Annotated in this window: 10 protein-coding genes; 9 read left to right on the forward strand and 1 reads right to left on the reverse strand. The window is 50.2% G+C overall.

What is annotated here, in order from left to right; translation table 11 throughout:
• Positions 1-169 precede the first annotated feature (169 nt).
• The 6 genes from infB (at position 170) to galE (ending at position 8,018) form a co-directional block, all read left to right on the forward strand.
• On the forward strand, positions 170-3,067 hold the full coding sequence (gene infB / locus NXS99_RS08140; protein ID WP_259288174.1) for a translation initiation factor IF-2: 2,898 nt from the start codon (positions 170-172) through the stop codon (positions 3,065-3,067).
• A 184-nt stretch (positions 3,068-3,251) separates the two neighbouring features.
• A complete protein-coding gene (gene rbfA, locus NXS99_RS08145) occupies positions 3,252-3,686 on the forward strand; it encodes a 30S ribosome-binding factor RbfA (protein ID WP_259288175.1) in 435 nt (144 codons plus the stop codon).
• A gap of 144 nt (positions 3,687-3,830) precedes the next feature.
• Complete coding sequence (locus tag NXS99_RS08150; protein ID WP_259288210.1) at positions 3,831-5,132, forward strand: MATE family efflux transporter; 1,302 nt, start codon at positions 3,831-3,833, stop codon at positions 5,130-5,132.
• A gap of 127 nt (positions 5,133-5,259) precedes the next feature.
• The gene (locus NXS99_RS08155; protein WP_259288176.1) at positions 5,260-6,060 is read left to right on the forward strand and encodes a metallophosphoesterase; all 801 of its coding nucleotides are present in this window, start codon (positions 5,260-5,262) and stop codon (positions 6,058-6,060) included.
• Positions 6,057-6,713 (forward strand): 4'-phosphopantetheinyl transferase, encoded by a 657-nt coding sequence (locus tag NXS99_RS08160; RefSeq protein WP_259288177.1) that lies wholly within the window; start codon positions 6,057-6,059, stop codon positions 6,711-6,713. Before NXS99_RS08155 ends, NXS99_RS08160 begins: the two co-directional genes overlap by 4 nt.
• 291 nt (positions 6,714-7,004) lie before the next feature.
• A complete protein-coding gene (gene galE, locus NXS99_RS08165) occupies positions 7,005-8,018 on the forward strand; it encodes a UDP-glucose 4-epimerase GalE (RefSeq protein WP_259288178.1) in 1,014 nt (337 codons plus the stop codon).
• 100 nt (positions 8,019-8,118) lie between these two features.
• On the opposite strand, the gene truB is transcribed toward galE, so the two are convergent.
• Positions 8,119-9,033: a tRNA pseudouridine(55) synthase TruB gene (gene truB / locus NXS99_RS08170; protein ID WP_259288179.1), complete on the reverse strand. Its 915-nt coding sequence runs from the start codon at positions 9,031-9,033 to the stop codon at positions 8,119-8,121.
• Between the two features lie 48 nt (positions 9,034-9,081).
• On the opposite strand from truB, the gene NXS99_RS08175 reads away from it, so the two are divergent.
• The 3 genes from NXS99_RS08175 to NXS99_RS08185 all read left to right on the forward strand — a co-directional run bounded on the left by NXS99_RS08175 (position 9,082) and on the right by NXS99_RS08185 (position 13,348).
• The gene (locus NXS99_RS08175; RefSeq protein WP_396124843.1) at positions 9,082-10,062 is read left to right on the forward strand and encodes a bifunctional riboflavin kinase/FAD synthetase; all 981 of its coding nucleotides are present in this window, start codon (positions 9,082-9,084) and stop codon (positions 10,060-10,062) included.
• Between the two features lie 236 nt (positions 10,063-10,298).
• On the forward strand, positions 10,299-10,568 hold the full coding sequence (gene rpsO, locus NXS99_RS08180) for a 30S ribosomal protein S15 (RefSeq protein ID WP_259288180.1): 270 nt from the start codon (positions 10,299-10,301) through the stop codon (positions 10,566-10,568).
• Positions 10,569-11,083: 515 nt separating this feature from the next.
• Positions 11,084-13,348 carry a polyribonucleotide nucleotidyltransferase gene (locus tag NXS99_RS08185; RefSeq protein WP_259288181.1) on the forward strand — a complete coding sequence of 755 codons (2,265 nt, stop codon included), beginning with the start codon at positions 11,084-11,086 and terminating at the stop codon, positions 13,346-13,348.
• Positions 13,349-13,891: the final 543 nt, after the last annotated feature.

The raw sequence follows: 13,891 nt of genomic DNA on the forward strand, positions 1-13,891 counted from the left end.
CACTGATGAGCACACGATGAAGCATCAGCGATGAACGTCATGGCAATCAAGGTAGAAATGAATACCTGATTTTTCTCAATCACTGCAGAACACCTTTCACAACTTGTGAAACATGGAAGCTGATTGGGCAAAACTCGTATGACTTTTCTACCGCAACACAAGGAGAAAAGTGCCCGGAAAGCTACGTGTACACGAGTTGGCAAAACAGCTTGGTGTAACCAGCAAAGAACTACTCGCAACTTTGAAAGACAAAGGCGAGTTCGTGAAAACAGCATCTTCAACCATTGAACCACCAGTGATTAAGAAGATGAAGGAGCACTACGCTTCGCTCGGAATTCCAGCAAGCGATGAAGCACCACAACCAGCTGCGGCAAAACCAGCAGCAAAGACTACTGAAGCAAAGCCTGCTGCAGCAAAGCCTGTTGCGGCGAAGTCAGCTGCGGCAAAACCAGCAGCAAAGACTACTGAAGCAAAGCCTGCTGCAGCAAAGCCTGTTGCGGCGAAGTCAGCTGCGGCGAAACCTGCAGCAACCAAGCCTGTAGCCGCAAAGCCAGCAGCTGCTGCGAAGCCAGCTGCACCAAAGCCAGCGGCACCGAAGCCTGCGGCAACTCAGCCAGCTGCGAAAACCACTGCAGCAAAGCCAGCAGAGCCTGCGTTCCAGGCACCTGAGAAGGCAAAGAGCAGTGCGCCAAATCCTGGTGCAATGCCACGTCCACAGGCAAAGCCAGGTCCAAAACCAGGTGGTCGAGCACCACGTGTGGCAAATAACCCATTCTCAACCGGATCTTCGGAACGCCCAGCACCACGTCCAGGTGGACGCGCTGGTGGACGACCAGGTCAAGGTAGCAATAATGGAGAGCGTCCAGCACGTCCAGCACGAGGCGGTCAAGGCGCGAATCGCCCAGAGCGTTCACCACGTTCACACGGTAATCAAGAGCGCACGAGCGCTCCAGAGCGTCAAGGTGGAGGACGTCGTCCATCACCAGCAATGATGCCTGAGCGTCCATCACCAGGTGCAATGCCAACCCGTGCAAGTGGTAATGGTGGTCGCGGTGGTCGCGGTGGACAATCTGGTGATAACAACCAGGGTGGATTCAACCGTCCAGGTGGCGGCCCAGGTGGTCGCGGTGGACGTCGCGGTGGCACTGCTGGCGCATTTGGTCGTCCAGGTGGTGCTCCACGTAAGGGCCGTAAGTCAAAGCGTCAAAAGCGTAATGAGTATGAGGCAATGCAGGCGCCAAACGTCATTGGTGGCATTCGTTTGCCAGATGGTGGTGGTGCAACTGTTCGTCTCGCTCGTGGTGCATCTTTGTCGGACTTTGCCGAGAAAATCAATACTGAAGCATCAGCATTAGTACAAGCATTGTTCAACTTAGGCGAAATGGTAACTGCGACCGCATCGGTCAGCGAAGAAACCTTAATGCTGCTTGGCGATGAAATGAACTATGTTGTGGAAGTCGTTTCCCCAGAAGACGAAGACCGCGAGCTGTTGGAATCCTTCGACTTGCAATTCGGTGAAAACGAAGGCGGCGAAGAAGCTTTGGCTTCCCGTCCACCAGTTGTTACCGTTATGGGCCACGTCGATCACGGTAAGACCCGTTTGCTGGATACCATTCGTTCTGCGAATGTTGGTTCCGGCGAAGCAGGCGGTATTACCCAGGGCATTGGTGCATACCAGGTGAAGGTCACCGTTGATGACTCCAGCCGCAAGATTACGTTCTTGGATACCCCAGGTCACGAGGCATTCACTGCTATGCGTGCTCGTGGTGCAAAATCTACCGATATTGCAGTGCTGGTTGTCGCAGCCGATGATGGTGTAATGCCACAGACCGTGGAAGCAATTAACCACGCGAAGGCTGCAGATGTGCCAATCGTGGTTGCTGTAAACAAGATCGATAAGCCAGGTGCGTCTCCGGATAAGATTCGCGGCCAGCTGACTGAATACGGTTTGGTGCCAGAAGAATACGGCGGCGATACCATGTTCGTTGATATTTCCGCAAAGGAAAATATCAATATCGATGGACTGTTAGAGTCGGTACTGCTGACTGCTGATGCATCCTTGGATTTGCGTGCAAATCCAAACATGGATGCTCAAGGTGTGGCAATTGAAGCCCATCTTGACCGTGGTCGTGGCCCAGTGGCTACCGTTATTGTGCAGCGCGGTACCTTGCGCGTTGGTGATTCCATTGTTGCAGGTGACGCTTATGGTCGTGTTCGTCGCATGGTTGATGAGCATGGTCATGATGTGGAAGAAGCTGGCCCATCACGTCCAGTTCAGGTGCAAGGCCTCAATGGTGTGCCAGGTGCAGGCGATAATCTCATGGTGGTCGAAGACGACCGTGTGGCGCGTCAGATTGCAAACCAGCGCAATGCACGTAAACGTAACGCATTAGCAGCACGTAGCCGTAAGCGCGTATCCCTGGAAGATCTGGACGCAGTTTTGAAGGAACATTCCACCCTCAACCTCATCCTCAAGGGTGATAATGCAGGTTCTGTGGAAGCTCTGGAAGAAGCATTGCTCAAGATCGAGATCGACGATGAAGTACAACTGAACATCATCGATCGTGGTGTTGGTGCTGTGACGCAGACCAACGTCTCCTTGGCTGCTGCTTCGGATGCTGTCATCATTGCCTTTAACGTTCGCGCTGAAGGTAAAGCTACCGAAGAAGCCAATTCTGAGGGTGTCGACGTTCGTTACTACACCGTCATCTACCGTGCCATTGAAGATGTTGAGGCTGCCCTGCGCGGTATGCTCAAACCAGTATTCGAGGAGCGCGAAGTTGGTAAGGCAGAAATTCGAGCCCTCTTCAAGGCGTCTGCAATCGGCTTGATTGCTGGTTGTAAGGTTGAAGAAGGCAAGATGCGGCGTGGCGCTGCGATCCGTTTGGTACGCGATGGCAACGTTATCACCTCCGATGCCACCATTGTCTCGCTGCGTCGTGAAAAAGACGATGCAACCGAGGTCTCAGCTGGTTACGAATGCGGTATGGTCTTGTCGTATCCTGACATCCAGGTCGGCGATATCATCGAAGCCTTCGAACAAATCGAGGTACCTCGAAATAAATAAGCCAAGGTGAGTAGGAGTATTCCATTCCTACGTATCTGAAGCTGATTCAAACCAAGACCCCAACATATCAGGAATCAACAGACTCATATGTTGGGGTCTTGTTCATCTCCAATGGGTTTTTCCCAGACAGCCGACTACGATAGAAATCACATTCTCTATCATCCTACGAAGGAGTCATTGTTTCATGGCCGATAATGCTCGTGCTCAACGTTTGGCAAAGCGTATTTTACAAATCGTCGCATTTGCGATCGAGCGTGAAATCAAAGATCCGCGTTTAGCATTTGTCACCATTACTGATTGCCGCGTCACAGGTGATCTACACGATGCAACTGTGTTCTACACGGTTCGAGGCACAAGCATCGATCAGCCTGCCGATACTGCACAAGCAGCTGCCGGATTAGAAAAAGCACGCGGTTCACTTCGGCGTATCGTCGGTGAGCAACTATCCGTACGCTTTACTCCAACGTTAAAGTTTGAACTTGATACGGTTCCTGAGACGTCTGCACGCATGGAAGATCTGCTTGCGCGCGCCCGCCAACGTGATCTGGAACTGCAAGAATTGCGGAAGAATGCGGTGCCTGCAGGTGATGCAAATCCGTATAAGACTGATGATGAGTGATATCGACTCACACGAATTCGCACAGTGACAAGCGCTTGGATATTTTCCGCCATAGGTGAGAAAACCAAGCGCTTGTGGCGTACAGATCTAGTTAAGCTCCATATATGTGAAAAGAATCTTGTGAATCCTTCAGCTGAAACCTCAATGCCAGCGGTACCATCGCAACCTACCATGGCTGGCATTCTTGCTCTCGCACTTCCTGCATTAGGGGTGCTGGCAGCAACCCCAATTTTTTTATTACTTGATACCGCAGCTGTCGGCCAATATGGTGGTGCAGTTTTACTGGCCGCTCTTGCAACTGGTACGACGTTGTATTCGATTGTCACCACGCAGTTGACGTTTTTATCCTATGGCACGACTGCCCGCGCTGCACGGTTATTTGGTGCGGGGCAACGTGCCGCCGCAATTGCCGAAGGAGTGCAAGCTACCTGGATCGCTCTGTGCGTTGGTAGTGTATTAGCGCTGATAATGTGGCTAGGTGCGCCAAGCTTTACGCTGTTAATTGCAGATGATCCACAAGTTGCAACACTTGCCACCGCTTGGCTTCGAATCACGAGTTTCGGGATTCCGCTGGTACTGCTGGACATGGCTGGCAACGGTTGGCTGCGCGGGATTCAAAATACCAAATTGCCACTGTATTTTACGGTGGCAGGAGTGATTCCCGGCGCGATATTAGTGGTCCTTTTGGTCAATCGGTTTGGTATTTTAGGCTCTGCTTGGGCCACGCTGATCGGGACAGCTATTACCGCACTTTGTTTTCTTATTGCGCTTATTCGCGCGCATCAGGGAAGTTGGGCGCTTGATACAGCAATCATTCGTAGCCAACTGAGTATGGGCAAAGATTTAATCTTGCGGTCATTGTCGTTCCAAATTGCTATGATTTCTGCAGCCGTTGTTGCAGGTAGAATCAGCCCAGCTGCGCTCGGTGCACACCAAGTGCTTATGCAACTGCAAAATTTTATGTCGCTGATTTTAGATTCTTTGGCAATCGCTGCTCAAACACTCGTTGGTGCGGCACTTGGGGCCAATAGCGTGACAGCTGCTCGGATGATTGGCCACCGAATTGTGCTGTATTCATCCGTCTTTGCGCTCATCCTTGCCGCAGGATTAAGCATTGGCGCTTCTCACATTCCTGCACTGTTTAGTACGGATCCGGTTCTACTTGCAGAACTTGCTCGACCATGGTGGCAACTGGTGGCGTTGGTTGTGCTAGGGGGAGTCGTGTTTGCTTTCGACGGGGTGTTGTTGGGAGCATCTGATAGTAAATTTTTGCGCTCGATTACCTTACTTGCCGTCTTTGGTGGCTTTATCCCTGGTGTGTGGTTGGCGTATTTCTTGCAGACTGGTTTAGTCGGATTATGGTGGGGATTATTAGCATTTATGGCTATTCGCCTGGTTGCTGTGGTCTACCGTTTTCAGTCCATGAAATGGGCAACACTCGATTGAAATATTAAATATTTGGCATGTGCGACAACCTGATAGCGTCGTCACATGCAACTGTGAGCTAGGATAAAACGTACGCATATTTGTTCACGCGACTAGCAGGGTCTAGCAGGACCTGGAAGGAGGCACAATGGCACAAACATTGTGGGCAGTGGCTGACCTTCATGGCGCAGTGAAACAGAATGCGCGGATGATTGATCTCATTCAACCACGCGACCCTTTTGATTGGCTGATTGTTGCTGGTGATGTTGCGGAACGAACCGAAGTCGTATTGTCGATTCTTAATAGTTTGCGCAAGCGTTTCGCCAAGGTCATTTGGGTACCTGGCAATCATGAGTTGTTTTCGCGATCAACAGATCGCTACCAAGGTAGAGAAAAATATGAGCAACTCGTTCGTGGTTGCCGTCGCATTGGCGTGCTGACACCGGAAGATCCCTATCCGATCTTTCATGGGGTCACAATCGTGCCCTTGTTTACGCTGTATGATTATTCGTTTCGCCAACACAGCAGCGTAGAACAATCGATTCAGGCTGCACGTGATAAAGGCATTATGCTCACCGACGAATTTGCCATAGCGCCGTTTGTCGATGTTCGTGCCTGGTGTTGGGACCGACTTGCGTATTCCATTAAGCGGCTCAGTCGTATTCAAGGCCCGACAATCTTGGTCAATCACTGGCCGCTGGTCATTGAGCCGGTAACTAAGCTGCGCTATAGCGAAATCGGATTGTGGTGTGGCACTCGGCATACCAGGGAATGGGCGAAGCGCTATTCTGCGCAAGCGGTTGTGTATGGGCATTTGCATACTCCTGGGATTACGAACGTCGATGGCATTGACCATATCGAAGTGTCCTTAGGGTATCCGCGCGAGTGGAATCGGCAAGGCCATCTCGGGCAGTGGCCGTATCCTGTTATGGCGGAGCGCGTGGTATGATACCTGCCGAACTCTTCCCACCGTCAGCGAAATGTGTTTCGTTGCAAGTCGAACCCGATAGCGTCGATTTACGGCGATACGAGCAGCTGCATCCGCTTGAGCGTGCGCTGGTGGCACATGCCGTAGATCTGCGGAAAGCAGAGTTTGGCGACGCTCGCTGGTGTGCTCACCAAGCATTGCAAGCTTTACGACGCAATTCCTCGCAACCAATTTTACGAGGAGAACGTGGGGTTCCTTTATGGCCGGCATCCGTGTCTGGATCTCTGACACATACTAAAGGTCTTCGCGCTGCTGTCGTGGCACCTCGATTAATTGTGCGCTCAATGGGGCTAGATGCTGAACAGGCATTACCGCTACCACCTGGGGTCTTAGAATCGATTTCACGAGAAAATGAGCGCAGTCAAATTCAGCGATTGCAAGCTGAAGGACTCGAGTGTGCGGATCGACTGTTGTTTTCGGCCAAAGAAGCCACCTATAAGGCGTGGTTTCCACTGACACATCGTTGGTTGGGGTTTGATCAAGCAGAAATTGATCTTCGCAGTGATGGCACGTTTATGTCCTATCTTTTAGCGCGCCCAACACCACTTGCTGCCATTGAAGGTCGCTGGGCGATTGTCAATGGTTTTATTATCGCTGTGACCAGTGTGACCTAAATGGTCGTGCGTTGTGATATGCGATCCTTCTTTGCCACAGGTGGTGCAAGTGGGGGCAGTTTTCAGATAATAAAGGTGCATGTTATCGCAGTGACATGTTGATTGTGGGCTAACATAAACACCAAAGGATCTGATACCTGCCGTTTGCGTGTATACATCTCGAGACTATGCTCATCGTCCGTGAACGACAGACGTACAAGAATATGTTTCGAAGACAAGCGCTTGCACACATGTTGCAGTATTTCGGAAAATAGCGACGTCAGATCAAAAGTTGTTCGAGAAAGGATACTCATGGCTGTACTTATTACTGGTGGTGCTGGTTTTATTGGATCAACAATTGTCAGCCGGTGTTTAGACGAAGGTCTCGAGCCAATTATCCTCGATGATCTTTCTACCGGTGTTGTACAGTTCACCCACGGTCGTACCTTTTACCAAGGACAAGTCGGCGATAGGGAATTACTCCGCAAGATTTTTTCCGAGCACACAATTGACGCTGTGATTCACTGTGCCGCCAAAATCGTGGTCCCAGAATCCACCGAACAGCCATTGGCCTATTACGAAAATAATATTGCCCAAGGCATTGTATTGCTTGAAGAAGTCGTGGCACACGGAGTAAAGACTTTTGTATTCTCATCCTCTGGCTCAATCTATTCGGCAGCTGATGGCTACGAATTTGATGAACACACCGCGACTGATCCACACAGCCCGTATTCACAAACCAAGGCAGATTTTGAGCGTTTGCTCAAGGCAGTTTCTGTTGCAAGTGACCTACAAGTCGTAGCGCTTCGCTATTTCAACCCAATTGGTGCCGATCCGAACTATCGCACCGGTTTGCAAATTGAAAAGCCAAGCCACGTCTTGGGTAAGATCTTAGAAACATATTCTCAAGGTGGTACGTTTACGATCACTGGTACCGACTGGCCAACTCGTGATGGCTCAGGTATCCGCGACTATATCCATGTGTGGGATCTTGCCGCAGCGCACGTTGCGGTCTTACATCATGCAGCAGATATTGCTGCAGCAGAAGGAAAATTTGCAGTGATTAACCTCGGTACAGGGCAGGGTACCACTGTACGCGAAATGGTTGAGCTGGCGAATAAGGTGCTACCAACCCCAATTCAGGTCAGTGAAGGACCATCGCGTCCAGGCGATGTGGTTGGTGGCTTTGCGAATGTCCAAAAATCGCGTGAATTATTGCAATGGCACACAACCTTAAGCATTGAAGATGGCATCCGCGATTCCTTAGAGTGGTCGAAGAAGCTACCGAGCGTGCTTGCCGATCCTAACTATCAACCTGAGGCATAATCCACGCCTCTATAATCCATATAGATCAAGCCACCTGCCATGCGCTGCAGGTGGCTTGACTTGTAGACGTTCGCCTAGAAAACTTTTTCAAACCAAGCAATTACAAAGTTGAAGGACGCGCAACAAAGACCGTGGCTAAACGCTTGCCCTGTTCTTTCACGAGTGCTACTGCCTGACCATTCGGTGCTACTGCAGCATAGACACCTTTGAGCTTACGCGGGGCTAACCACTTGCCCTGCGAAAGCGCAAAGGCTTCCTCAGCAGTGACCTCTAATACCGGGTGAGTACGAATCAACGCTTGATCCAATGACATTAACAAACTTGGCTGCTCAGCAAGCTGCTCTAAAGTCTTGGCATCTGCTAATGAAAACGGGCCGACCTCAGTGCGTCGTAACGCAATTAAATGCCCACCTACCTGCAACGCTTGTCCAAGATCTCGCGCGAGCGCACGAATATAGGTGCCAGAAGAACACTCCACAACCACATCAAGCTCAATGCTGTCTGCATTCCGACGCATCTCCAGCACATCAAAACGCATTACACGCACCGGGCGAGGCGGAATTTCAAAAGTTTCCCCGTCGCGCACTTTTTGATGCGCACGCTTGCCATCGATCTTAATCGCCGAAACCGACGCAGGACGTTGCAAAATATCGCCAGTTAAATCAGCTACCGCTTGTGCAATCGCCGCATCAGTGACACCCGCGAGCTCCTCAGGCGTTGCAGTACAAAGCACTTCGCCTTCCTTATCATCGGTGGTCGTAGCCTGGCCGAGCAAAATTGTGGCGGTATAGGCTTTGGTTTCATGCACCATATGGGCCATAAATTTGGTGCCACGCTCAATACCTAAAATCAACACACCGGTAGCCATCGGATCCAACGTCCCGGCGTGCCCAATTTTACGAGTACCAAAAATCCGACGCAGCTTTGCGACGACGTCATGGGAGGTCATGCCGCTGGGTTTATCGACGATCACGAGGCCAGAAGTAGCAAGAGAATCAACAGGCGAAAAAGACATAGTGCTTAGTCTATGCTGTTTGAGAAAAAATAACGTAGTCTGGTAGCCGTGAATATTTGGCGCAACATTCAAGACATTCCCACAACACTCGGACAAACCGTCGTCACTATCGGTGTCTTCGACGGTATGCACCGAGGTCACCGCAGCTTATTAGATGTGACGAAAACTTGGGGTGAAAAACTTATGCTCCCAACGGTTGTCTTGACATTTGATCCACACCCACTTGCAATTCTACGACCAGACTTGATGCCACCAATGCTGGCAACTGTTGCAGAACGTGCAGCTCATGCCCACGAACTTGGTGCTGACTATATGTGGCCAATGAGCTTTAACGCCGATATGGCACAGTTAAGCCCGGAGGAGTTTTTCAAAACCATCTTGATAGACGTCCTGCATGCACGAGTTGTAGTGGTAGGAGAGAACTTCACCTTTGGGAAACACGCCGCTGGCAACGTCGACACCTTGCACGAACTTGGACAACGCTATGGTGTTGAAGTTATCAAACAGCCATTACTGAGCGAAGACGGTGAAATTATTTGTTCCACCCTGATTCGCCAAAGCCTCGCAGCTGGCAATGTTGCCCACGCCAACTGGGCATTAGGGCGCACATTTAGCATTGATGGGCAAGTCATTCGTGGCGCCGGTCGAGGAGGTAAAGAACTCGGCTTCCCAACAGCAAACCTGTATTTCCCAGACAGCGTGGCACTACCAAAAGATGGTGTCTATGCAGGATGGCTCACGATTATCTCCCAAGCACCAATTGAAGGAGACATGCAACGCGGAACACGCTATCCAGCAGCAATCTCGGTTGGCGATAATCCCACGTTCGGTGATAAACGACGCAGCGTGGAAAGTTATGTAATTGGCAAACATGCCGACTTATATGGCCATTCTATTGTGGTGGAGTTTGTTGACTTCATACGCGAAATGGTGACGTTTACAAGTATTGATGAACTGGTATCCACTATTAAGCAAGATGTCGAGGAAGTTCTTCAGCGCTTGGAAGCTGACACCACTCCTGAGCATTAAAACTGCACCGGTGTAGCTTGTATCGCTGCAAGCTTGACTGCGTCGTCAAGCGTTGCTGCCAAGAGCAAGCGCCGCGCCGGGAACGCTTGTTGCTATATGTATGGTGCTGCCGTGTGTACAAAAGGTGTGCTATAGTTTGGAAAGTTTCTTTTACTGCGGTCCACAGCAGTTGAGAATCGCTCAAGTTTGAACTTGAGGTATTTGTTTATGTGGACTGAAATATCAAGGAGAATTCCATGGCTCTGAATGCTGAGCAGAAGAAAGCTATTTTGGCTGAGTACGGTTTGCATGAGACCGACACTGGATCACCAGAAGCACAGGTTGCATTGCTGACCTCTCGTATCAACACCTTGACCGAGCACCTGAAGTTCCACAAGCATGATCACCACTCACGTCGTGGCCTGCTGCTTCTGGTTGGTCGTCGTCGTGGCCTGTTGAAGTACTTGGCTGCAAATAACGTTGATCGTTACCGCGATCTCATCGCTCGTCTGGGTCTGCGTCGCTAATAGTGCGATTGTAGAATCAGCGCCACGCGCGTTATTCTCAAAAAATCCTGGTAAAAGACAATTTTCGTCCTTTACCAGGATTTTTCTTGTCATTACTACTGCGGCATGGCTTGTGGGTATTTCTGCAATATTGTGAGCCATGATGTAAGAACACGCTATCACCGACTGTCACCGCTGCGAGAAACAGCAAACTGCATATTGCATTCCTTTTAGCCAGCTCAGCTTATAGATGAGAAGTGTATTAAGAAGGTTTGAACCAAGACACGCTGAGTAACATTCGGTGGAAGGTATCAGCTGCGCTTACGTCTCATAGCAGAAGCTGAAAGCTACAAAGACATGGGATGAGAAAAAGAAAACCACAGTATTTTTCATAAGTAGCTGATTAGGATACTGAAACGTGATAGGATTACAAACTGTTGCGTTTTTCTAATGAAGAAAACAAATCAAAATATTTGAGCAAGACGGCACCGAAGACCGTCGATAAGCACGCGTAACAAAGAGGAGAACGTGCACGAATGAGCAACGCGAAGAATAATATTTCTTTCAATCACGATGAAGAATTCGGAATTACCGAAGCTATCGCCACCATTGATAATGGTGATTTTGGTACTCGTACCATCCGTTTTGAAACTGGTCAGTTAGCACGCCAAGCTGGCGGTTCTGTCACCACCTATTTAGATGATGACAATATGCTGCTCTCAACTGTGACTGCATCTTCGCAGCCACGTGAGGGTTTTGATTTTTTCCCATTAACTGTTGACGTTGAAGAACGCATGTATGCCGCAGGACGTATTCCGGGCTCTTTCTTCCGTCGTGAAGGTCGCCCATCGACTGAAGCTATTTTGGCTTGTCGTTTGATCGACCGTCCATTGCGCCCAACCTTTGTCAAAGGTCTGCGCAACGAAGTACAGGTTGTTGTCACTGTATTATCCGTAGACCCAGAAGACATGTACGACGTAGTTGCTATCAACGGTGCTTCTGCTGCAACGCAATTGTCTGGCTTGCCAGTTTCTGGCCCAGTCGGTGGCGTTCGTGTGGCATTGATTGCTGATGAGCAGCATCCAAAGGGTCAATGGGTGGCATTTCCAACCCATGCACAACATGAGGCTGCACTATTTGAACTGGTTGTTGCCGGACGTATCGTCGAAAAGACGGTAAAGGGCAAGACCGTTGAAGACGTTGCCATCATGATGGTTGAAGCAGGCGCAACGGAAAATGTGGTTGCAAAGATCGGCGAAGGCAAACCTGCACCAACTGAAGAAGTTGTTGCAGCTGGTTTGGAAGCTGCGAAACCATTTATTGAAGTACTTTGCCGTGCTCAGGCCGGTTTAGCGAAGCGTGCTGCAAAAGAAACCCAAGAGTTCCCACTGTTCCCACCATATACCGATGATATTTATGAGGCAGTGAACAAACTCAGCGCGAATAAGCTGCGCAAGCTTTTGACCATTAAGTCTAAGCAAGAGCGTGACGACGCTACGACCGCATACATGGAAGAAGTTGAAGCAGCGTTGTTGCCAGACTTCGAGGATAATGAAAACGCATCGAAGGAAATTCGTGCAGCGTATAACGCGGTTATGAAATCGACTGTGCGCCACATGATTTTGACGCAGCACTTCCGTATCGATGGTCGTGGTGTGAAGGATATTCGTGACCTAGGTGTGGAAGTTGATCTGATTCCACGTGCACACGGTTCCTCTTTATTCGAGCGCGGCGAAACTCAAATCATGGGTGTGACCACTTTGGATATGCTCAAGATGGAGCAGCAAATTGATTCGCTGACCCCAGCAACCTCGAAGCGCTATATCCACCACTACAATTTCCCACCATATTCCACAGGTGAGACAGGTCGTGTGGGTTCACCAAAGCGTCGCGAAATTGGTCATGGTGCCCTCGCTGAGCGTGCCTTGATTCCAGTGATCCCATCACGTGAAGAATTCCCATACGCGATCCGTCAGGTTTCTGAAGCACTTGGTTCGAACGGTTCTACCTCGATGGGCTCTGTCTGCGCCTCCACCTTGTCGCTATACAACGCTGGTGTGCCGCTGAAGGCTCCAGTTGCAGGTATTGCAATGGGCTTGGTATCTGACGAGGTCGATGGCGAAACTCGTTATGTTGCGTTGACCGATATCTTGGGTGCAGAAGATGCATTCGGTGATATGGACTTCAAGGTTGCAGGTACCGCTGAGTTCGTGACTGCTTTGCAGCTCGATACCAAGCTTGATGGTATTCCTTCTGAGGTTTTGGCTGCAGCTCTTTCACAGGCTCGGGAAGCTCGTTTGGCAATCTTGAACACGATGGCAGAAGTTATCGACGCCCCAGATGAGATGAGCCCATTTGCACCACGTATTACCTCGGTGAAGGTTCCTGTTTCGAAGATCGGTGAAATCATTGGTCCAAAGGGTAAGACCATCAATGAGATCACCGAGAAGACTGGTGCAAATATCTCCATTGAAGAAGACGGCACCGTCTATATCTCAGCAACCGGTGGTGAAGCTGCCGATGCTGCGATCGAATTGATTAACGGCATTGCTAACCCACAGTTGCCAAAGGTTGGCGAGCGATTCCTCGGAACCGTTGTGAAGACCACCGCATTCGGCGCATTCGTGTCCCTGGTTCCAGGTCGTGACGGCTTGGTACATATCTCCAAGCTGGGCAACGGTAAGCGTGTCGAAAAGGTTGAAGATGTTGTGAACGTTGGTGACAAGATTGAGGTTGAAATCCTTGATATTGACAACCGCGGCAAGATCTCGCTTGGCCTGGTAAAAGAAGAAGAGAAGTAAACTTGTAAAGGATTAAACCTTCGAAACCTACAACGCCTTTGTGATGAACATTGAACATCACAAGGGCGTTGTGCTGTGTGGAGCTTATTCTCGTGGGTAAGTGTCAGAGGTGATGTACACATAGCAGTCAGGCATATAGCAGCGTCGAGATGGAGTGGGTGAGTAGTAGTTTAGGTTATCGGAGGAGCTGGTTGCTGTGTATTGTTGCTGGCGCTTAGCGTTGGCGGCTGTCACGATGCCTTTGCTGGCCTTGTGCCACGCAGCGCTGGCGCCGCACCTAACGCAGCACAGTACCGGCGCCGCACCTGCCGTCGCACAGCACTGCCGCCTAACGCCGCGCTGGCTCCTAACGCCGTGCCAGTTCTGCCACGTATTTTGAGCGCTTCTGACGCCGCCCTAATCAGGAACATCCAGTGCAATATAAAACTCGCCATACCAGTTCGCATTTGCCAGCATGAGCGTGCAACACTTCTGCCACTGCGCAGACTACAATGGTGCACAGAACAAATCGAGTACAGATGCTACTCGCGCGAGCACCAAAGG

Source organism: Corynebacterium sp. HS2168-gen11, from assembly GCF_024834075.1.
In the GTDB taxonomy this organism is placed as follows: Bacteria; Actinomycetota; Actinomycetes; order Mycobacteriales; family Mycobacteriaceae; genus Corynebacterium.

Coding starts and splice junctions, on each gene's coding strand:
- rbfA (WP_259288175.1), top strand. CDS start 3,252: ATGGCCGATAATGCTCGTGCTCAACGTTTGGCAAAGCGTATTTTACAA.
- NXS99_RS08150 (WP_259288210.1), top strand. CDS start 3,831: ATGCCAGCGGTACCATCGCAACCTACCATGGCTGGCATTCTTGCTCTC.
- NXS99_RS08155 (WP_259288176.1), top strand. CDS start 5,260: ATGGCACAAACATTGTGGGCAGTGGCTGACCTTCATGGCGCAGTGAAA.
- NXS99_RS08160 (WP_259288177.1), top strand. CDS start 6,057: ATGATACCTGCCGAACTCTTCCCACCGTCAGCGAAATGTGTTTCGTTG.
- galE (WP_259288178.1), top strand. CDS start 7,005: ATGGCTGTACTTATTACTGGTGGTGCTGGTTTTATTGGATCAACAATT.
- truB (WP_259288179.1), bottom strand. CDS start 9,033: ATGTCTTTTTCGCCTGTTGATTCTCTTGCTACTTCTGGCCTCGTGATC.
- rpsO (WP_259288180.1), top strand. CDS start 10,299: ATGGCTCTGAATGCTGAGCAGAAGAAAGCTATTTTGGCTGAGTACGGT.
- NXS99_RS08185 (WP_259288181.1), top strand. CDS start 11,084: ATGAGCAACGCGAAGAATAATATTTCTTTCAATCACGATGAAGAATTC.